General features: G+C 66.1%; 16 protein-coding genes and 1 pseudogene. 12 read left to right on the forward strand and 5 right to left on the reverse strand.

Annotated features, from left to right (window positions below; translation table 11 throughout):
• Positions 1-2 precede the first annotated feature (2 nt).
• A complete protein-coding gene (locus I6F17_RS20470) occupies positions 3-437 on the reverse strand; it encodes a hypothetical protein (protein ID WP_036015623.1) in 435 nt (144 codons plus the stop codon).
• A 76-nt stretch (positions 438-513) separates the two neighbouring features.
• Here I6F17_RS20470 and I6F17_RS20475 point away from each other — a divergent pair, with 76 nt between their 5' ends.
• Positions 514-1,095, forward strand: a complete 582-nt coding sequence (locus I6F17_RS20475; protein ID WP_225129790.1) for a hypothetical protein — start codon at positions 514-516, stop codon at positions 1,093-1,095.
• Positions 1,096-1,154: 59 nt separating this feature from the next.
• On the opposite strand, the gene I6F17_RS20480 is transcribed toward I6F17_RS20475, so the two are convergent.
• Positions 1,155-2,498 (reverse strand): PLP-dependent aminotransferase family protein, encoded by a 1,344-nt coding sequence (locus tag I6F17_RS20480; RefSeq protein ID WP_225129792.1) that lies wholly within the window; start codon positions 2,496-2,498, stop codon positions 1,155-1,157.
• Between the two features lie 186 nt (positions 2,499-2,684).
• On the opposite strand from I6F17_RS20480, the gene I6F17_RS20485 reads away from it, so the two are divergent.
• Positions 2,685-2,921: a DUF1127 domain-containing protein gene (locus tag I6F17_RS20485; protein ID WP_225129794.1), complete on the forward strand. Its 237-nt coding sequence runs from the start codon at positions 2,685-2,687 to the stop codon at positions 2,919-2,921.
• 259 nt (positions 2,922-3,180) lie between these two features.
• On the opposite strand, the gene I6F17_RS20490 is transcribed toward I6F17_RS20485, so the two are convergent.
• Together I6F17_RS20490 and I6F17_RS20495 are read right to left on the reverse strand one after the other, a co-directional pair.
• On the reverse strand, positions 3,181-3,606 hold the full coding sequence (locus I6F17_RS20490) for a universal stress protein (RefSeq protein ID WP_036030185.1): 426 nt from the start codon (positions 3,604-3,606) through the stop codon (positions 3,181-3,183).
• 115 nt (positions 3,607-3,721) lie between these two features.
• The gene (locus I6F17_RS20495) at positions 3,722-4,258 is read right to left on the reverse strand and encodes a histidine phosphatase family protein (RefSeq protein ID WP_225129796.1); all 537 of its coding nucleotides are present in this window, start codon (positions 4,256-4,258) and stop codon (positions 3,722-3,724) included.
• A 93-nt stretch (positions 4,259-4,351) separates the two neighbouring features.
• Here I6F17_RS20495 and I6F17_RS20500 point away from each other — a divergent pair, with 93 nt between their 5' ends.
• From I6F17_RS20500 to I6F17_RS20540, 9 genes are all read left to right on the forward strand, one after another.
• Positions 4,352-5,809 carry an FAD-binding oxidoreductase gene (locus I6F17_RS20500; protein WP_225129798.1) on the forward strand — a complete coding sequence of 486 codons (1,458 nt, stop codon included), beginning with the start codon at positions 4,352-4,354 and terminating at the stop codon, positions 5,807-5,809.
• Between the two features lie 86 nt (positions 5,810-5,895).
• Positions 5,896-6,408, forward strand: coding sequence for a peptide-methionine (R)-S-oxide reductase MsrB (gene msrB, locus I6F17_RS20505; RefSeq protein WP_036015643.1), 513 nt, complete (start codon positions 5,896-5,898; stop codon positions 6,406-6,408).
• Between the two features lie 270 nt (positions 6,409-6,678).
• Positions 6,679-8,931, forward strand: a complete 2,253-nt coding sequence (locus I6F17_RS20510; protein WP_036046246.1) for a flagellar hook-basal body complex protein — start codon at positions 6,679-6,681, stop codon at positions 8,929-8,931.
• Between the two features lie 34 nt (positions 8,932-8,965).
• Positions 8,966-10,849, forward strand: a complete 1,884-nt coding sequence (flgK, locus tag I6F17_RS20515) for a flagellar hook-associated protein FlgK (RefSeq protein ID WP_036015649.1) — start codon at positions 8,966-8,968, stop codon at positions 10,847-10,849.
• A gap of 21 nt (positions 10,850-10,870) precedes the next feature.
• Entirely contained in the window at positions 10,871-12,754 is a 1,884-nt protein-coding gene (locus tag I6F17_RS20520) for a flagellar protein (protein WP_225129800.1), read from the forward strand.
• A 73-nt stretch (positions 12,755-12,827) separates the two neighbouring features.
• Entirely contained in the window at positions 12,828-13,610 is a 783-nt protein-coding gene (locus I6F17_RS20525) for a hypothetical protein (protein WP_109143176.1), read from the forward strand.
• Positions 13,611-13,620: 10 nt separating this feature from the next.
• A complete protein-coding gene (locus tag I6F17_RS20530) occupies positions 13,621-15,243 on the forward strand; it encodes a hypothetical protein (RefSeq protein WP_225129802.1) in 1,623 nt (540 codons plus the stop codon).
• 1 nt (position 15,244) lies between these two features.
• A complete protein-coding gene (locus tag I6F17_RS20535) occupies positions 15,245-16,498 on the forward strand; it encodes a hypothetical protein (RefSeq protein ID WP_225129804.1) in 1,254 nt (417 codons plus the stop codon).
• On the forward strand, positions 16,495-17,991 hold the full coding sequence (locus I6F17_RS20540) for an aspartate aminotransferase family protein (RefSeq protein WP_225129806.1): 1,497 nt from the start codon (positions 16,495-16,497) through the stop codon (positions 17,989-17,991). The genes I6F17_RS20535 and I6F17_RS20540 overlap by 4 nt, the downstream gene beginning before the upstream one ends.
• Before the next feature lie 73 nt (positions 17,992-18,064).
• On the opposite strand, the gene flbT is transcribed toward I6F17_RS20540, so the two are convergent.
• Positions 18,065-18,505 (reverse strand): flagellar biosynthesis repressor FlbT, encoded by a 441-nt coding sequence (gene flbT, locus I6F17_RS20545; protein ID WP_036015664.1) that lies wholly within the window; start codon positions 18,503-18,505, stop codon positions 18,065-18,067.
• Positions 18,506-18,825: 320 nt separating this feature from the next.
• Between flbT and I6F17_RS20550 the strand changes: the two are divergent.
• Positions 18,826-19,018 (forward strand): annotated as a pseudogene (locus I6F17_RS20550) (flagellar protein); the annotation flags it as partial.

Raw genomic sequence — 19,018 nt, forward strand, 5'->3', positions numbered from 1 at the left:
GGTCAGCTTCGGCGCAGCGCGAAATGCGCGCCGCAGAACGCCATCACGGCGCCGAGACACAGGGCGGCAAGCCCGGCGAGCACGCCCGAGACGGTCGGGATCGGGCTCGGCGCCGACGCCGCCTGACCCGCTCCCGCAAGCAGCAGCACGCCGACCGCGATCAGGAATTGCCGCATCCGCTGCGGGATCTGTCCGGAGACGGCGCTCTGCATCAGGCTCGCCGTGAAATAGCCGCCGGAGAAGCCGACGGTGGCGATCAGCCACCAGGCGATGGCGGCGCCCGCCGGAATGAACTCATGCGTGTCGGAGCGCCAGAGGCGGCCGAGATCGAGACCGTAGCGCGCGCCCAGCATGTGCACCGCGAGCGCCAGCAACACACCGGAGATCATCGCGGCGCCGAGAATCAGGCGGCGCGGAAAAAAGGTCGTCTCAGCCATGTCTCGCTTGTAGGATGGCCGGGGGCGATCGCGCAAGCCGATCGCCCAAGCGATCGCCCATGGGTTCGTTGACGACATGCCGGGAGCGGAAGCGGGTTCGACCACGAGCTATGCCTACAAGGCCTCGCTGATCGGCTCGGCGCATCGCTTCGAGCTGACGGAGCAGGGGCTGTCCTGGCACATCGCCGGCCGCTCCGGCCTGTGGCGCTATGACGAGATCTCGGCGATCCGGCTGTCGTTCCGTCCGGTGTCGATGCAGCAGCACCGCTTCCGCGCCGATATCAGCCGCGCTGGCGGCGGCCGCATCGCGATCCTGTCGACGAGCTGGCAGACCGCGGCGCTGATGGCGCCGCAGGACAACGGCTTTCGCGACTTCCTGATCGAGCTGCATGCGCGGATGGCCAAAGCCGGCAGCCGCGCCGAATTGACCGCGGGCCTCGGCCGCAAGACCTATGCGGTGATGCTGGCGTTCCTGGCCGCGCTCGCTGTGGCAATGGCGGGGCTGTTGATCCGCGCGCTTCTGACCGGCGAGCTCGCCGGCGTGCTGTTCGTCCTCGGCTTCGCCGCGCTGTTCGCCTGGCAGGTCGGCGGTTTCGTGCGGCGCAACCGGCCGCAGAGCTACAGTTTCGACCGCGTGCCGAAGGCCCTGCTGCCCTAAAGCGTTTGCGAGCGAAGTGAGGTCCGGTTCGCGTGAAGAAAACGCGTCAAATGAGAGCCCTACTCCGTCGAGTCGAAATCGTCCTCCTTGGTGCCGAGCAGCGAGGCGATGGTGCGCAGGCCGGAATCGAGCTGCTCGGGCGAGGGCGGGGCGAGCGCGAGCCGCACCGCATTCGGCGCATGACCGTGCGCGATCGCGAAGGTCGAGGACGGCGTCAGCGCGATGCCGCGCCTTGCTGCTGCCGCGACGAAAGTCTGCGAGCGCCAGTGCGGCGGCAGCGTCAGCCAGAGATGATAGGAGCGCGGATCGGCGGCGAGCTGGTAGCCGGCGAGCAGCCGTGCTGCGGTCTGCTGGCGGCGCGCGGCGTCGATGCGTTTCAGCCGGGTCAGCTCGGCGACGGTGCCGTCGGCCATCAGCCGCTGCCCGGCCGCGAGCGCATGGCCGGAGGCGATCCAGCCGCCGGTGCGCACCGCGCTCATCACACTCTCGCGCAAGTGAGGCGGCGCGACGAGGATGCCGAGCGCGAGCCCCGGCGCGACTTTCTTGGACAGGCTGTCGAGCACGATGCAGCGGTCGGGCCCGAGCGCCGCCAGCGGCGTGTCGTCGGCGAGGAAGCCGTAGACGATGTCCTCGATGATGGTGAGATCGAGCTTCTCGGCGACGCGCATGATGTCGGCGCGCCGCGTCGCGTTCATGGTGACGCCGAGCGGGTTCTGGATGATGGGCTGCAGATACAGCGCCGACAGATGCGCCTCGCGATGGGCCTTCTGAATGGCGTCGGGCCGCGCGCCGAACTCGTCCATGGGGATCGGGACCAGCGTCACACCGAGCCGCGCGGCGATGCTCTTCACGTAGGGATAGGTCAGCGCCTCGACGCCGCAGCGGCCGCCGGTGGGCACCAGCGCGGCAAGCGCGGCCGCCAGCGATTGCTTGCCGTTGGCGGTGAAGAAGATCTGCTCGGGCTGCGGCGCAAAATCCTTGCGTGCGAGATAGGCAGCGGCGGCAACGCGGGCGCTCTTGGTGCCGGTGCTGGTCGAAACGCGCAGTGCGGATTCGAGCGCGTCGATGCGCTCGAGCCCTGCGAGGCTCTTGGCGATCATCGCCCATTGCTGCGGCAATAGCGGGTAATTGACCTCGAGATTGATGCGCGCGTCGGCCGGCTCGCGCATGGTCTCGACTTCACGCCTGACGTCGCCGGAGATGAACGTGCCGCGCCCGACCTCGCCGACCACGAGGCCGCGGCGGAGCAATTCCGTATAAACCCGGCTCGCGGTCGAGACCGCGATGCCGCGGTCATAGGCAAAATTGCGCTGCGGCGGCAGCCGGTCGCCGGGCCTTAACGTGCCGTTAGTGATATCGGCCGCAATGGCATCGGCGAGCTTCACGTACTCGAACTTGGACATATTGCACCGAGAGCAATGTTTTACTTGCTCCGAGGAGTGTACTGGAGCATTTAAGTTCCATCAAGTTTCGCGATTGAGCCGAGGGGAGCGAGAGCAATCCGACGGCAAATGAGGTGCAGGCGCCCATAAGCGTCCGCGCCAGCGGCACCTGCTTCGCCGCGCGGGACAATAGGCCGGAGAAGAAGAATGACCACAAGCTCGCAAACTGTCGGGCCGACTTTACGCCCATCCTCATCGGGCGGATTTTTCAGTGCCCTAGCCCTGCGCCTCACCACGCTGTTCGACCGCCTGGAGCGCCGCTCCGCCGTCAAGACCCTGAACGAGCTCGACGACCGCGCCCTGCGCGACATCGGCATCACGCGCAGCCAGATCGAGGACGCCGTGTACGGGCAGTTCAAGACCGAGCTGTCGCGGTATCTGTGATACTCGCGTGTCCCGGACGCGCTGCAGCGTGAAACGCTGCTGCGCAGAGCCGGGACCCAGCGGATCGCACTCGCTGACGCATGGGCCCCGGCTCTGCAGCGCATCACTTCGTGCTGCGCAGCGTCCGGGGCACGGAAGCGCGAGTGTGGCACGCAGCTGCCTCTACGTCATTGCGAGCGCAGCGAAGCAATCCAGGCTGTTGCCGCGGAAAGACTCTGGATTGCTTCGCTGCGCTCGCAATGACGGAGTCTGCTGCCCTTCAATGCCTCACGACCAGCACCGAGCACTTGGCGTAGCGCACGACGTGGCCGGCGTTGGAGCCGAGGAAATAGGTGCGCATCGCCGGGCGATGCGAGGTCATCACGATCAAATCGGCCTTTATGTGCGCGGCTTCCTCCAGGATCTCGTGATAGATGCCGCCCTGGCGCACCACGCTGGAGATGCGGGAAGGCTCGATGCCGGATTCGCGCGCGACGATGGCAAGCGCCTCTTCCGAGGTCTGGCGCTGCTGCTCGTCGAAATCGGCCGGGACGTATTCGGCCAGCATCACCGGCGTCATCGGCAACACGTTGAGCAGGCGCACGGTGCCGCTCCAGGTCTGCGACAACGTCGCCGCCGTCGCGATCGCCGGCTTGGCGAGATCGGTGTCGGCGAGGTCGATGGGCACGAGGATGGACTTGAACATCTGCGCCTCCGTCTTCCTATTTGGACGCGTTTTCTGTACGCGAATCGGTGCCCACTTCGCTCGAAAACGCTGATGTGACCAAGCTGAAAACCGGTCGAGACGGCGCCCCGCGCGTCTAGTCCGATCGAAGCAGCTTGGGGCTGACGAACAGCACCAGCTTGCCGCGGCGGTAAGCCACGTCACCCCAATCCTTGACGTCAAAGTCGAAGATCGCAAGCCCCGCTGTGGGCAGGTTGTCGCCGAGGGCCTTGGCGCCATCGGGATCGCCGCCGCCGATCAGCATGAGCGCGACCTCGTGCATGCCGGGATTGTGGCCGATCAGCAGCAGCCGCTTCGGATCGGCGGGGGCGGTTGCGGTGCGAATGGCGTCCAGGATCTGCGCGGGATCGGCGCCATAGAGTTCCGGCAGGACCTCGACCTGCGGCGTGGGGACGCGGTCCTTCATCGCCTCCCAGGCGATGTCCCAGGTCTGACGGGCCCGCACGGCGTGGGAGACCAATACGGTGTCGGGGAAGGGCGGATGGGCGGCGATCCAGTCGCCCATCCGCGCGGCATCCTTGTGGCCGCGGTCGTCGAGCCGGCGGTCCTGGTCACGGCCGCTCGGTGCGTCAGTCTCGGTCTTGGCGTGACGCAGCAGCATCAAACGGCGCATGGCATTCTCGAATCGTTCCACGTCCACGATAATCTACAGGCGCCGGTTGAGGACAAGGTGACAAGGGCCCGCACAGTCCTCTAAGAAAACTGCATGAGCGAGACTTTCACAAGCGTGTCCCAGGAAGAAGCCGGCTTTCACGACCGCGTGCCGCTGTCGTTCGATCTCGATGCGGACATTTGTGTGATCGGAGCGGGCCTGGCCGGGCTTACCGTCGCGCTGGAGGCGGCCCGGCTCGGGGCCAGCGTCGCGGTGCTCGAGGGCCGGCATGTCGGCTGGAACGCCTCCGGCAACCAGCTCGGCACCGTGATGCCGGGTTTTGCCTTGCCGCTCATGGACCTGATCGAACGCATCGGTTTCGAGGACGCCCGCGAATTGTGGACCCTGTCGAAGCAGGGCGCCGCGTTCGTCCGGGCCAATGCCACCGAAGAGAACATGCCGGGGATCGGCGTCAGCGACGGCGTGCTGGAGGTCTCCAACGTCGATGCCGGCGACCGGCTGATCAGCCGGTTGCAGATGCTGAACGAGGATTTCGACACCGAGGTCGAGGGCTGGCAGGTCGACCGCGTGCGCGAGGCGCTCAAGACCGATCACTACTTCCACGGCGTGTATTATCCTAGAGCGTTCCAGGTCGACGGCCGGAAATACGTGCACGGCCTGGCGGCGCTGGCACGGCGGGCAGGCGCCCGCATCTTCGAGGACACGCCGGTCGTCAGCATCGATCATTCCGGCATCCGCAAGCGCATCGTCACGCCCTCGGCGCGGCTGCGGGCGAGCCACATCGTGCTCGCCGGCAACATTCATCTCGGCGCCCCCTTGAAGCGCCTGTCGGAAACGCTGCTGCCAGTCTGGCGCTATGCCGGCGTGACCGCGCCGCTCGGCGAGCGCCTGCACGAGATCATCGCCTTCAAGGGATCGGTGATGGATTCCGACGGTATCGACCATTTCCGGGTCCTCGACGGCGACCGGCTGATGTGGGAGAGCCCGGAGACCACCTGGGCGGCGCGTCCGCAGCGCTTCGCCGGCGCCATCAAGCGGCGGATCCGGACGATCTTTCCCGAGCTCGGCAATGTCGAGATCACCGACATCTTCGGCGGCGCCACCGGCCAGACCGTGCACGGCATGCCGCAGATCGGCCAGCTGCGCAAAGGCCTGTGGGTGGCGAGCGGCTTCGGCCGTCAGGGCATGAACACCTCCGCCATGGCCGGACAGATGATCGCGCGCAGCATTTTGTCGGGCGATGAGCGCTGGAAGCTGTTCTCGCCGTTCGAGCTGGTCTGGGCGGGCGGCGCCACGGGGCGCGTCGCCGGCCAGCTGGTCGGGATCTGGGGCAGGGCGAGCTCCGCCGCCGCGGGTGCGCTCGCCCGCTATCGCGAGCGCGCCAGGGTCAAGGACAGGCAACGCGAGGCCCGCCTCGCCGAAGCCAACCGCGCCGCCGGCACCGGTCCGCGCCGAGCGCCGCCCGGCGTGCGACCCCGGCCGGCGCCACCGCCGAAAGCCGCGGTCGGCGCTGCGGAACCGGTCGTGCACGAGGACCGCGTCTCGCAATAAGTTGAGCGAAATTCGTTCCGACGTGTAACTTCGGCCGGCAGAAGCCCGTATCTCAGGGCGTGGACTTCCCGCGCACGGAGAATGACATGCTTGACCGCCGCATCCTGCTCACGACTGTCGCCGGCCTGTTCGGCCTTTCGGCCTTGCGCTGGCTGAGAGGAACACCTGCCGAGGCCGGCGAGAAGGCCGCGCAGAAGTTCGAGATCACCAAGACGGAGGCCGAATGGCGCGCCCAGCTCACGCCGCAGCAATATGAGATCCTGCGCAATCACGGCACCGAGCGGCCCGGCTCCAGCCCGCTGCTGAAGGAGAAGCGCAAGGGCATCTTCGCCTGCGCCGGCTGCGACCTGCCGCTGTTTACGTCGGAGACCAAGTTCGAGAGCGGCACGGGCTGGCCGAGCTTCTATGCGCCGATCGAAGGCAATGTCGGCAAGACCGAGGACCGCAGCTACGGCATGGTCCGCACCGAGGTGCATTGCCGGCGCTGCGGCGGCCATCTCGGCCATGTCTTCGACGACGGCCCGAAGCCGACCGGATTGCGCTATTGCATCGATGGTTTCGGCTTGGTCTTCCACCCCGCGGCGGCGTCGGCGACGTAGGTTTCGCGGGAGTCATTCCGGAGCGATGCGAGAGCATCGAATCTGGAATATCGAGATTCCGGATTCGGTCCTGCGGACCGTTCCGGAATGACCTCGTCTCCCGGCAATTGTTGCCGGTCCCGGCAAATGTGCCCCGGTCGTCAGACCGGGGCTTTTTCATTAAGTCATTGATTTCCTGAAGATACCCGCATTGGCATAGGCCTTGCGACGTCTCTTTCCGATTGCGGCCATGGTCGACCGGCCGCCGAGATCGGATTTGGAGACAAAGTTATGGGTATCTTCGATGCAATGAACACCTCGGTGGGTGGCCTGCAGGCGCAGTCCTTCGCGCTGCAGAACATTTCCGGCAACATCGCGAACTCATCCACCACCGGTTACAAGGGCATCGGCACCAGCTTCGTCGACCTCATTCCGGACTCCTCGGTCCCGAGCAAGCAGGTGGCAGGCGGCGTGCAGGCCAACGCCAAGGCCACCATCACGACGCAGGGCACGATCTCGTCCTCCAGCGTCGCCACCAACATGGCGATCACCGGCGACGGCTTCTTCTCGATCCAGAAGGCGAGCGGCGTCGTTGACAACGTGCCTGTCTTCACCGGGGTGACCTACTACACGCGGCGCGGCGACTTCCAGCTCAATGCCAACGGCAACCTGGTCAACGGCGCCGGCTATTACCTGATGGGCGTCACCGTCGACCCGAAGACCGGCAACCCGACCGGCAGCGTGGCAAACGTCCTGCAATTCCAGAACAACTTCATTCCGGCGCAGGCGACCACCTCGATCCAGTACGCGGCGAACCTGCCGACCCAGCCGAACACGGTGGCGAAAACCACGGCATCGACCGGCACCTTGCTCGCCGCCGGCGGCCTCAACCCGTCCGATTTCGCCGCCAACCCGCTGCCGGTCGGCACGCCGCCGGCGCCCTATGCCAATGCGACCGTGTCAGGCGCGGCCGCAACCGGCAACATCCGGTCGGCCTATTCTTCGACGACGGCCACCGGCACGGTTGCGCTTCAGAACAATTCCTCGGCGGTGGCTTCGACGACCACGTCGCTCGACAATACCGCCGGCACGCATCTCGCCTCCAGCATTCTGACTGCGTTGAGCGGCCAGACGTTGACCATCAACGGCAACACCATCACCTTCAACGGCGGCACCACGGTCTCGACCGTCGGCAGCAACACCACGATCGGTCTCGGTGCGGGCACGACGGCGACGGTGGCCGACATCCTGAACGCGATCCAGACGGCCGGCGGTGCCGGCGTCACCGCTTCGCTCTCGGTCAGCGGCAATATCCAGATCGCGACCGGCACCGGCACCGACGTCGCGATCGGCAGCGGCACGGCCGCCACCGCGCTCGGCATCAGCAGTGTGACGCGCGGCGGCAACGTGCTGTCCTCGCCTGCAATCTCCGGCGCGACGGTGCTGAGCGGCTCGGCCACCGCCGGCGGTGCCCAGGTGCTCACGTCGGGCTTTTCCCCCGGCGACACCATCACCGTCAACGGTCAGACACTGACCTTCATGGCCTCGGGCGCCTCGGGTGCGAACCAGATCAACGTCACCGACAACATCACGACCCTGCTCGGCAAGATCGACGCGCTCTCCGGCGCCTCGGGATCGTCGGTCAGCAGCGGCGGCGTGATCACGCTGAACACCGGCACCGTCTCCAACCTGACGGTCTCGAGCTCAAACAGCGCGGCCTTCTCCGCGCTCGGCTTCACCTCGACCATCACCCGGAATCGCGAAGGTGGCGGCACGGCCGGCACCGGCGGCGTGATCGGCAACGACATCGCCACCTTCACCAAGGAATCGATCAGCGGCGGCGCGGTGACCGCCTACAACGCCGCCGGTACGCCGGTGAACCTGCAATTGCGCTGGGCCAAGACCGACAGCGCCTCGCTGGGCGCGGGTCATTCCGACAGCTGGAACCTGTTCTACCAGACCGACCCGAACGCGACCGGCACGACGGTCGGATGGGTCAATACCGGCCAGACCTTCACCTTTGCCGCCGACGGCTCGCTGACCTCGCCGAGCGGCTCGGGCATCACCATCAACAACGTCACCGTCAGCGGTCAGTCGCTCGGCTCCGTCGCCTTCAACATCTCCTCCGGAGGGCTGACGCAATATGCCAGCACCAGCGGCGCGGTGACGATCAACACCATCACCCAGAACGGCTACGCCGCCGGTCAGCTCCGCTCGGTCGCCGTCAACAACAACGGCGTGGTGGTCGGCACCTTCTCCAACGGCCAGAACCTCAACCTCGCGCAGGTGCAGCTGTCGCATTTCAACGGCACCAATTATCTGAAGGCGATGGACGGCGGCGCCTATGCCGCGACCGAACAATCGGGTGACGCCATCGACGGCGCTTCGGGCACCATCAGCGGCTCGTCGCTGGAGGGATCCAACACCGACATCGCCGACGAATTCACCAAGCTGATCGTGACCCAGCAGGCCTATTCGGCCAACACCAAGGTGATCACGACGGCAAACTCGATGGTGCAGGATCTCCTCAACGTGTTGCGCTGATCGGCGCGTGACGTAACAAAGGCGGGCCAGTGATATGGGTTTGAGTTCAGCCCTCGCCAGTGCGATGAGCGGTCTGCGTGCCAACCAGGCCGCGCTCTCGATCGTCTCCTCGAACGTCGCCAATGCGCAGACGCCGGGTTACGTCGTCCAGACGCCGAACCAGATCGAGGTCACCACCGGCGAGTTCGGCGCGACGGCGATGACGACCGGCGTCAGCCGCCTGCTCGACACCTACGTGCAGAACCAGCTACGGACCGAGACCGGCGGCGGCGGCTACGCCGACCAGATGGCCAACATCCTGAAGCAGCTTCAGAATGTCTACGGCACGCCCGGCAATTCCGGCACGCTCGAAAGCGCGCTGAACAAATTCACCACGGCGCTGCAGGCGCTGTCGACCAGCTCGGGTGCGTCGTCGGCGCAGACCGTTGCGCTCGGGGCGGCCCAGGCGCTCGCGACGCAGCTCAACGTCACCACCAAGGGCATTCAGTCGCTGCGCTCCAACGTCGAACAGGATCTCAGCAATTCGGCGCAGGCCGCCAATGCGGCCATGAAGCAGATCGCCGACATCAACACCAGGCTCCAGGGCCTGTCGGCCAACGATCCCTCGGCCGCAACGCTGATGGACCAGCGCGACCAAGCCATCAACACGCTGTCGAAATATGTCGACGTCCGCGTCACCACCGACAATTCGAACCAGGCCAACATCTACACCACGACCGGCATCCAGCTGGTCGGCGCCGGGCTCGCCTCGGAATTCTCCTTTGCCTCCGCCGGCGCGCTGTCGGCAACGTCGCTCTACAACATCGACCCTGCCAAGTCCGGCGTTGGCGCGTTCAACATCAAGCTCCCGAACGGCTCGCAAGTCGACGTCGTCGCCAACAACGTGGTGTCGTCCGGCCAGATCGCGGCCGACCTGAAGCTGCGCGACGACATTTTGGTGCAGGCGCAGAACCAGATCGACCAGCTCGCCGCCACGATGGCGAGCGCGCTGTCCGATAAGACCACGACGGGCAGCACGGTCACCGGCCCGCCGGCCGGCTTCGATCTCGAGCTTGCCGGTGCGCTGCCGGGCAACACGGTCAACATCACCTATACGGACACGGCGACCAACACGCAGCGCCAGATCACGCTCGTCAACGTGACCGACCCCGCCGCGCTGCCGCTCCAGAACGCGACCAACGCCAACCCGATGCGGATCGGCGTCGACTTCGCCGGCGGCATGGGCGCGATCGCCTCTGCGCTGAACACCGCGCTGTCGGGCACGCATCTGTCGTTCTCCGCCGCCCCGTCGCCGGCGACCGCCACGACGCTGCGGGTGACCGACGACAACACCGGGCTTGCCAAGGTCGGTTCGGCCTCGACCACCAAGACGATCTCGTCGCTGACCTCGGGCAATCCGCAGCTGCCGCTGTTCACCGACGGCGGGCAGGCGCTCTACACCGGCGCAATCACGGCGTCGGGCTCGCAGATGACCGGTCTTGCCGGGCGCATCGCCGTGAACACGCAGCTCGTGACCGATCCGACCCGGATGTCGGTCTACAATACCTCGCCGGTGACGCCCGCCGGCGACACCACGCGTTCGGACTATCTCTACTCGCAGCTCACCAGTGCAGTGTTTTCCTATTCGCCGCAGAGCGGCCTCGGCTCGGCCAGCCAGCCCTTCACCGGCAGCGTGTCGAACTTCCTCCAGCAGTTCCTGAGCGTGCAGGCCAACGCCGCGACCCAGGCGACCCAGCTCCAGCAAGGCCAGAGCGTCGTGGTCTCGACGCTCCAGGCCAAGTTCGACTCGACCTCCAAGGTCAACCTGGACTCGGAGATGTCGAACCTGATCCAGCTTCAGAATGCCTATGCCGCCAACGCCCATGTTATGTCGGTGGTGCAGACCATGATGAACACGTTGATCCAGGCTCAATTGTAAACAGTAACAGGGCTCCGAAAGATGGCGATCAGCAGCATCAACTACTCCTCGTCGATCCTCGGCGCGCAGATCCGCAACATCAATCAGCAGCTCACCGACCTCTCGACGCAGCTCTCGACCGGCAAGCTGTCGCAGAACTATGCCGGCATGGGGACGAACGAGGGCTTTGCGATCGCCGGGCGCGCGCAGCTCTCCAACATCGCCGGCTATACCGACACGATCACCAACGTCAACGTCAGCATCAACCTCGCCAACACCGCGCTGCAATCGCTGACCAAGATCCGCAGCACGGTGCAGACCGGCTCGGCCTCTACCGCGCAGGACCTCAACGTCAACGGCCAGACGATTGCCCAGAACACCGCCGCCGCCCAGTTCGGCTCGATGGTCGGTGTCCTCAACACGCAGACCGGCAGCCGCTATCTGTTCTCCGGAACGGCAGTCAATACCCAGTCGGTCGCCGATGCCGGCGACATCATTAACGGCACCACGACACAGGCCGGCTTCAAGACCGTCATGGCCGAGCGCCAGGCCGCGGACCTAGGGACCAGCGGCATGGGCCGCCTGGTGCAGACGCAGCCGACGGCAAGCTCCGTGCAGGTGTCGGAGGACGTCGCCGGATCGCCGTTCGGCCTCAAGATCAAGGCGGTGTCCTCGACGCTGACAGGCGCGACCGTCACCGGCCCGAGCGGCTCGCCGGTGTCGTTCTCGGTCGATCTCAACGGCGTCAATCCGAACAACGGCGACAAGCTCAGCATTCAGTTCACCCTGCCGGACGGCACGACCGAGCAGATCGACCTGACGGCGTCCTCGGCAACGCCGACGCCGCTCGGCAGCTTCGCGATCGATGCGAGCACGCCCGTCAACCCGAACAATACTGCTGCGAATCTCAACACGGCGCTGAACACCGCGATTCAGAAGCTCGCCAACACCTCGCTGGTGGCGGCATCGGCGATCGTTGCGGGCGACAACTTCTTCAACACCGCGAGCTCTGCGATCGGCACCCCCGTCAACAACCAGACGGCGCCGGCGGCCCCGGTCACCGGCGCGACGGCGCTATCGGGCGCGAGCCCCTCGGACTCGATCTCGCCGGGCTTCGTCGCAGGCGATACCATCACCGTCAACGGGACCACGCTGACCTTCGTGGCCTCGGGCGCGACCGGCAACCAGCTCAATGTCACCGACAGCATCCAGACCCTGCTGAGCAAGGTCGACGCGATCACCGGGACCTCGAAGCCTTCGACGGTCCATGGCGGCTCGATCACGATCAACACCGACGATGCGGCGAGCCTCAACATCACGACGTCGAACACCGGCGCGCTGAGCGCGCTCGGGTTCAGCTCGACGCCGGTGACCGCCACGCAGCCGCCGCTGCGCGTCGGCTCCTCGCCTGCGAGCTCGGCGACCACGCTGGTGAACGGCTCGGCCAATACGGTGAAATGGTATTTGGGCAATGACGGGCCCGGCTCGGCGCGCTCGACCGCGATGGCGCGGGTCGACGATGCCGTGACGGTGCAGTACGGCGCCCAGGCGAATGAGGATGCGATCCGCCGCCAATTGCAGGCGATCGCGGTGTTCGGCACCTTCTCGACCTCGCCGACCGGGCAATATTCGGGCGGGCAGGTCTCGGCGCTCAGCCTGCGGGTGACCCAGGCGCTGACCCAGCAGCCCGGACAGCAGCGCATCGAGGACATCCAGACCGACATCGCGATGGCCCAGAACACGATGAAGGACGCGAGCACGCGCCAGACCCAGGCCAAGGCGCAGCTCCAGACCATCATTGACCAGGCGGAATCGGCCTCGCCCGACCAGGTCGCGAGCGAGATCCTGGCGCTGCAGAACGCCCTGCAGGCGTCCTACCAGGTGACCTCGAACCTGGCGCAGCTCTCGCTCGTCAAGTTCCTGTAATGAAGCGTTAAGACGCCGTTAACCATGCCTGTTTACCTCTTGGTGAGGATTGCAAGCGGGGGCGGAGCGGTCGATGTCGGACAAGATGCAGCTGGTGGTGGCAACGCCTTGCTTCGGCGGGCAGGTGTCGAGCATCTATGCGAGCTCGATCTTCGCGTTGCAGCGGGCCGTGCACGGCATGTCCAATCTCGAGCTCAAGGTTCTCTTGCGCGACGGCGACGCGCTGATCACCCGTGCGCGGGCCAACCTGGCCGCGATGTTCCTGGACGATCCGAAGGCGACGCATTTCCTGTTCATCGATGCCGATATCGGCTTCAAGCCGGAGCAGGTGTTCCGCCTGATCGAATGCGGCGCGGACGTCGTCGCCGGCTGCTATCCGATCAAGCGGGTCAACTGGGACAAGGCCGCGCGGGCGATCCAGTCAGGCCGGGCCGACGTGCCGGCCGCCTCGCTCGACTACGTGCTCGAGATCGAGGATCCCGACCGCATCGTGGTGGTCAACGGATTCACCCGCGTGCGCTATGCCGGCACCGGCTTCCTGATGATCCGGCGTCACGTGCTGGAGGCGATGTGCCGCCACCCCGACTACGCGAACCTCCAGTTCTTCCGCGAGCATTCCCATGATGCGCTGGCGGCGAGCCGGAACCGGTTCGCGCTGTTCGAATGTATGATCGATCCGGCGACCGGCACCTATCTGTCCGAGGACTTCGCCTTCTGCAAGCGCTGGACCGATATCGGCGGCGAGATCTGGGCCGACATCCAGAGCCCGCTCGACCACGTCGGGCCGTCGGTGTTCCACGGCGACATCGCCTCGCAATTCGCAGCTGCGCCTGCGGCGGCCGATGCCGCGGCGTGAGCCTTTCGGCATGAGCGGCGGCCCATCCCCTCGGCCCGAGATGCAACGCGCCGCCGACGGCGGCTCGCGTTATCGCCTGCGCGACCTCTTCACGCCGCTCGACACGCTGCTCGTTTCCGGCGGAGATCCGCGCCTGGCGCTCGATCCCACCGGCCGCGCCAACGCCTATGGCTGCCCGGCTTCGCCGGAGCCGGAGGTGTGGAATTTCGCCTCCTCGACCGCGTCGACGATCTCGCAGGCGGCCTATGACCGCGCCGCGCTGGCGCGTGAAGAGCTGATGCACAAGTGCCTGTTCGACGAGGTCGAGATCGCTTTCGATGCACGCTGCGAGGATATGCGCCACGAGCTGCGCAGTCATCTCCAGCTCTCGCCGCGCGTCGACGTGGTGTTCTCGCCGTCCGGCACGGACTCCCAGCTCCATGCCCTGTTCCTGGCGCGCACGATGCTCGGCGCGCGGCCGGTGACGATCGTGGTCGGCGCCGACCAGGCCGGCAGCGGCACGACCCATACCGCGCGTGGACATCATTTCAGCACCCTGACGGCGAGCGGCTTTGCGGTTCGCAAGGACGGCGCGGTCGCGGGGCTGGCCGGCGCCAGCATCTCGCTGCCGTTGCGCGCGCCGGGGGCCGGGATCGCGATGCGCACGGATGCCGATGAAGCGGTGCTGCATGCGGTCGAGGCCACGATCGCGCAAGGCGCGCCCGTGCTGCTCCAGATCATGGATTCCTCGAAGCTCGGATGGCGTGCGCCGAGCGCGGCCTGCCTCGACGAGATCGCGCGGCGCTGGCCGCGCAAAGTCCAGATCGTCGTCGACGCCTGCCAGGCCCGGCTCGGTCGCCGGCGGCTGCGCTCCTATCTCGACCGCGGATATATGGTGCTGATCACCGGCTCCATCTTCGGCGGCCCTGCCTTCAGCGGTGTACTGCTGGTGCCGAAGGGCCTGTCGCGGTCGCTCGATCGCGTCGAGGGGATCGCATCTGGAATCCGTGATTACGCCGGCCGCTGCGATTGGCCGATGGCCTGGACGGCGCTGCGTTCGCGCTTCGAGCGCCGTCCGAATTTCGGTCAATGGCTGCGCTGGGAGGCGGCGCTGGCCGAGATCGGCAGCTACTACGGCGTGCCCGGGGCCTTCCGCGCCGGGATGCTCGCCGAGCTCGCTGCCGGCATCGACAGCATGATCGCATTGTCGCCGTCGTTGCACGCTGTTTCGGCCGCGACCCACGTGGCCGGCGTCGACGACGAGGAATTCGTGCAACCGACCATCTTTCCGTTCACGCTGCTGCGCGACGGCAAGCCGGTTTGTGTTGCCGAGACCGCTTCTGTTCATCGCGCGTTGGCGCGTGACGTCAGCAACGAGATCAACGGCAGCACGGAGGACCGTCAGGTGGTCGCGCAGCGCTGCCTGATCGGCCAGCCGGTGCGGCTGGAGCGGCAGGACGGGACGCCGCAGGCCGTGCTGCGCCTCTGCGTCGGCGCGCGGCTCGTGACTGAGGCCTGGTCGCCGGACAGGGCGGAGGCGCAGCGCAACGTGCAGCACCTTCTCGACCAGATCGCCCACGTCCTGGTGAAAATCGAGCTGCTGCTCGCCGGTGGCGCAGCGGCCGTGCCGGTAAAGTCCGCGTTCGAGGTGTGAGATGCAGCATCCGGTTTCCCCGCCGATCGGCCTGACCGCCGCGAACTATGCCGACCGCATCGGCTTTGCGCAGCTGACGCGCCGGGCCTTCGAAGGCGTCGATCTGCATCCGTTGCGCGATCAGCTCGTCGCGCGCATCGCAGCGGGGACCGCGCTGGCGGGCGAGGGGCTGGACCTGTCGTTGATCACCCAGCTGCTGGGTGACAAGGATCGGGGGCTTGCGATCCAGTCCGAGGTGCTGGCCTTCCATCAATTGTTCCGAACGCCCAGCGCAGCTCCGAAGTCGGGCCTGCGCCTGCTCGCGCTTGCAGCCGACATCGACATGGGCGGCAACACGCCGATCGATTTCCTGCTCGAAGGCTCCGATGTCGAGCTGTTGACCCTCTATGTGATCAAGGGCGTCGGGTTGCCCGAGACCTTGCCGGAGCACGACGTGGCCATCGTGGTCGCCTCCGATTCCGAGGAATGCCGTGAGGCGCTCGCGCTGATCGATGAGGCCGCGCCGCACTGGCCGCGGCCGCTGCTCAATCGCCCCGATCGCATCGGCAATCTCGATCGCGACAAGCTGTATCGGCTGCTGACGGGCGTGCCCCGCCTCGACATTCCCGCGACCATCCACGCAACGCGCGCGCAATTATCGGACCTCGCGCAGGGGCGGATCGCATGCGCGGACATCGCAGGCGAATTGCACTTTCCGATGATCGCACGGCCGCGCGGCTCGCATGCCGGCGTCGGGCTCGCGAAGCTCGACGATGCGGCGGCTCTGGCGACCTATCTCGCCGAACGGAAAGAGCAGGACTTCTTCGTCGCACGCTTCGTCGATTATGTGAGCCCCGACGGGCTCTACCGCAAGTATCGCCTCGCCATGGTCGACGGCAAGCCGTACGCGTGCCACATGGCGATCGCCGACCGTTGGGACATCTGGTATCTCAACGCCTACATGGCCTTCAGCGAAGAGAAGCGGGCCGAGGAAGCCGTCTTCATGCGCGACTTCGACCATGCCTTCGGCGCGCGCCACGGAAACGCGCTCGAGGAGATGAGCCGGCGCGTCGGCCTTGACTATTTCATCGTCGATTGCGCCGAGAACGCGGATGGCGAGCTTCTGGTGTTCGAGGCCGACAACACCGCCGTCGTGCACAACATGGATTCGCCGGTCGTGTTTCCGTACAAGCCGCCGCAGATGCGCAAGATCTTTACCGCGTTCACGACGATGCTGTTGCGGCATGCGAAGACGGGCGGGGAGAGCGCAGCATGAACGAGATCATCCGCAATGCGCAAAGCTCCGTCGCGAATACCGCGCTCGATCCGCAGGACTGGAGCGAGTTTCGCGCGCTGGCCCACCGCATGCTGGACGAAACGATCGACGGCATTGCCAACGTTCGGGCGCGCCCCGTCTGGCGACCGATCCCAGATGACGTTCGTGCGGCATTCAGGGCGGACGTGCCGCGCGAGGCGAGTGAGCTTGCCGAGGTCTATCGCGAATACTGCGAGCATGTCGCGCCCTATGCGACCGGCAACGTCCATCCCGGCTTCATGGGCTGGGTGCATGGCGGCGGCACCGCCGTCGGCATGCTCGCGGAGATGCTCGCCGCCGGCCTCAACGCCAATCTCGGCGGACGCGACCACATGCCGATCGAGGTGGAGCGCCAGATCGTCGACTGGATGCGCCGCCTGTTCCTCTTTCCCGAGAGCGCAAGCGGCATCTTCGTCACGGGCACGTCGATGGCTAATCTGATGGCCGTGCTGGTGGCGCGCACCACCGCGCTCGGCACGCTGGCGCGGCAGCACGGCATCGGCAATGACAGTGCGCTGCTCACGGCCTATACGTCGCAGGCAGCGCATGGCTGCATCTCGAGGGCGATGGACATTGCCGGGCTCGGCACCGATGCGCTGCGCAAGATCGCCGTCGATGCCGATCATCGCATCGACGTTGCCGCATTGCGCGCACAGATCGCCGTCGATCGCGATGTCGGCTTCAAGCCTTTTCTGGTGGTCGCATCCGCCGGCACGGTCGATATCGGGGCGATCGACGACCTCAGGGCGATCGCTGCGTTATGCCGCGAGGAAGGAATCTGGTTTCACGTCGACGGCGCTTTCGGTGCGCTCGCAATCCTGTCGCCGGAGCTTGCGCCGCTGCTCGGCGGCATCGAGCTTGCGGGTTCAATCGCACTCGACTTCCACAAATGGGGGCAGGTGCCGTATGACGCAGGCTTCCTGCTGGTGCGCGACGGCGAGCAGCATCGGCAGGCCTTCGCGCAGCCGGCGGCCTATCTGAGCCGCGAGGCGAGGGGGCTTGCGGCGGGCGCGGTCTGGCCCTGCGATCTCGGCCCTGATCTGTCGCGCGGCTTTCGTGCGCTGAAGACGTGGTTCACGCTGAAGACGTTCGGCACCGACCGGCTGGGCCGGGCAATCGCACGAAGCTGCGCGCTCGCCAAATATCTGGAGGCGCGTGTGCTGGCCGAACCACGGCTGGAATTGCTGGCACCGGTCAATCTCAACATCGTCTGCTTCCGCTATCGCAGCGGCGATGCGGTCAATCGCGAGATCGTCGCCGACGTCCAGGAGTCCGGCATCGCTGCGCCATCGAGCACGACGCTGGACGGAAAGTTCGCGATCCGCGCCGCGATCGTCAATCACCGCACCGAGGAGGCGGACATCGACGCGCTGATCGCAGCCGTGCTGCAGTTCGGTGGACAGCGGAGCGGCGGAGTAATCGAAGTCGACGCGCCACCGCTCGTAGCGCAATAACTTGACGAACGTCTGGAACGACAACGGCCCCGGAGGCGATCCCGGGGCCGTTGTCGTTGCTGCGAACGCTGTATCAGGCGGCGGTGCTGACGTCGTCCTTGTCGGCTGCCGCCTTGGGATGAGTGGCCTCGAACTGGTTGCGCAGCTTCTCCTCATAGGCGATCAGCTTGCGGGCTTCCTTCAGCGCTCGGTAGAGGTCGCCGTTCAGGATGTTGTTGTTGATGCCTTCGATGATCGGCCAGGAGCTCGGCACCGCGGTGACGATGTCCCGCACCAGGTTGAAATAGGTGCCGTGCTGGGTCTGCGGATCCGGGGAGATGTACATGAGCTGGACCGCCAGATAGACGAGCTTGGCGGGCGTGTCGGCGGTCTCCGGCGTGAGGATGTCGCGCTCGCGCAGGATCGGCACGTTCTCGCCATCGATCAGGAGGCGGGCCCGCTGGTCCGTGTTGGTGATCACGGAATTGCCGACGATGATGCGTTCGTGCGGTTTGAGCTCGACCTTGAGGGCCATTCCTGTTCTCCATCAACGCTTTCGTAACCGAGCGTTCGTTGCGGCCTATCAGGACGTGATTCTCGCTCGCAACTAGTTAACGAGCTGTAAATTTGGGCTATCCCCGCCAGAAAGCTCAATGCTTTCAATGTCGCGTTTGGTGCGGCGGCGCGGCCATGCGCGTTGCTTCCAGGCCCGAATCACGCGTGACCGGGCAAAAGCGCGGGTTTCATTTCATGTTTCGTTAGAGGTCTCGGCGGCACGGTCCGCCGTCGCTGGGTCCATCGCGATCCAAGCAGACGTGTAACAGTAGCGTCGTTTACCAGAAAGGTAACAGAGTCATGTCCGGTATCGTCCTCTCCGCATCGGTTCGTCAGAACCTGCTCTCCCTCCAGTCCACCGCTGACCTTCTCGCCACCACACAGAACCGTCTGTCGACCGGCAAGAGCGTCAACTCGGCCCTGGACAATCCCACCAACTTCTTCACGGCCCAGTCGCTCGACAACCGCGCCAGCGACATCAACAATCTGCTCG

This window comes from Bradyrhizobium sp. NBAIM18 (genome assembly GCF_020193825.1).
Classification (GTDB): domain Bacteria; phylum Pseudomonadota; class Alphaproteobacteria; order Rhizobiales; family Xanthobacteraceae; genus Bradyrhizobium; species Bradyrhizobium yuanmingense.

What these genes read in the sequence shown, in the direction of transcription:
- I6F17_RS20470 (WP_036015623.1), bottom strand. Translation starts at nt 437, where the DNA reads ATGGCTGAGACGACCTTTTTTCCGCGCCGCCTGATTCTCGGCGCCGCG.
- I6F17_RS20475 (WP_225129790.1), top strand. Translation starts at nt 514, where the DNA reads ATGCCGGGAGCGGAAGCGGGTTCGACCACGAGCTATGCCTACAAGGCC.
- I6F17_RS20480 (WP_225129792.1), bottom strand. Translation starts at nt 2,498, where the DNA reads ATGTCCAAGTTCGAGTACGTGAAGCTCGCCGATGCCATTGCGGCCGAT.
- I6F17_RS20485 (WP_225129794.1), top strand. Translation starts at nt 2,685, where the DNA reads ATGACCACAAGCTCGCAAACTGTCGGGCCGACTTTACGCCCATCCTCA.
- I6F17_RS20490 (WP_036030185.1), bottom strand. Translation starts at nt 3,606, where the DNA reads ATGTTCAAGTCCATCCTCGTGCCCATCGACCTCGCCGACACCGATCTC.
- I6F17_RS20495 (WP_225129796.1), bottom strand. Translation starts at nt 4,258, where the DNA reads ATGCGCCGTTTGATGCTGCTGCGTCACGCCAAGACCGAGACTGACGCA.
- I6F17_RS20500 (WP_225129798.1), top strand. Translation starts at nt 4,352, where the DNA reads ATGAGCGAGACTTTCACAAGCGTGTCCCAGGAAGAAGCCGGCTTTCAC.
- msrB (WP_036015643.1), top strand. Translation starts at nt 5,896, where the DNA reads ATGCTTGACCGCCGCATCCTGCTCACGACTGTCGCCGGCCTGTTCGGC.
- I6F17_RS20510 (WP_036046246.1), top strand. Translation starts at nt 6,679, where the DNA reads ATGGGTATCTTCGATGCAATGAACACCTCGGTGGGTGGCCTGCAGGCG.
- flgK (WP_036015649.1), top strand. Translation starts at nt 8,966, where the DNA reads ATGGGTTTGAGTTCAGCCCTCGCCAGTGCGATGAGCGGTCTGCGTGCC.
- I6F17_RS20520 (WP_225129800.1), top strand. Translation starts at nt 10,871, where the DNA reads ATGGCGATCAGCAGCATCAACTACTCCTCGTCGATCCTCGGCGCGCAG.
- I6F17_RS20525 (WP_109143176.1), top strand. Translation starts at nt 12,828, where the DNA reads ATGTCGGACAAGATGCAGCTGGTGGTGGCAACGCCTTGCTTCGGCGGG.
- I6F17_RS20530 (WP_225129802.1), top strand. Translation starts at nt 13,621, where the DNA reads ATGAGCGGCGGCCCATCCCCTCGGCCCGAGATGCAACGCGCCGCCGAC.
- I6F17_RS20535 (WP_225129804.1), top strand. Translation starts at nt 15,245, where the DNA reads ATGCAGCATCCGGTTTCCCCGCCGATCGGCCTGACCGCCGCGAACTAT.
- I6F17_RS20540 (WP_225129806.1), top strand. Translation starts at nt 16,495, where the DNA reads ATGAACGAGATCATCCGCAATGCGCAAAGCTCCGTCGCGAATACCGCG.
- flbT (WP_036015664.1), bottom strand. Translation starts at nt 18,505, where the DNA reads ATGGCCCTCAAGGTCGAGCTCAAACCGCACGAACGCATCATCGTCGGC.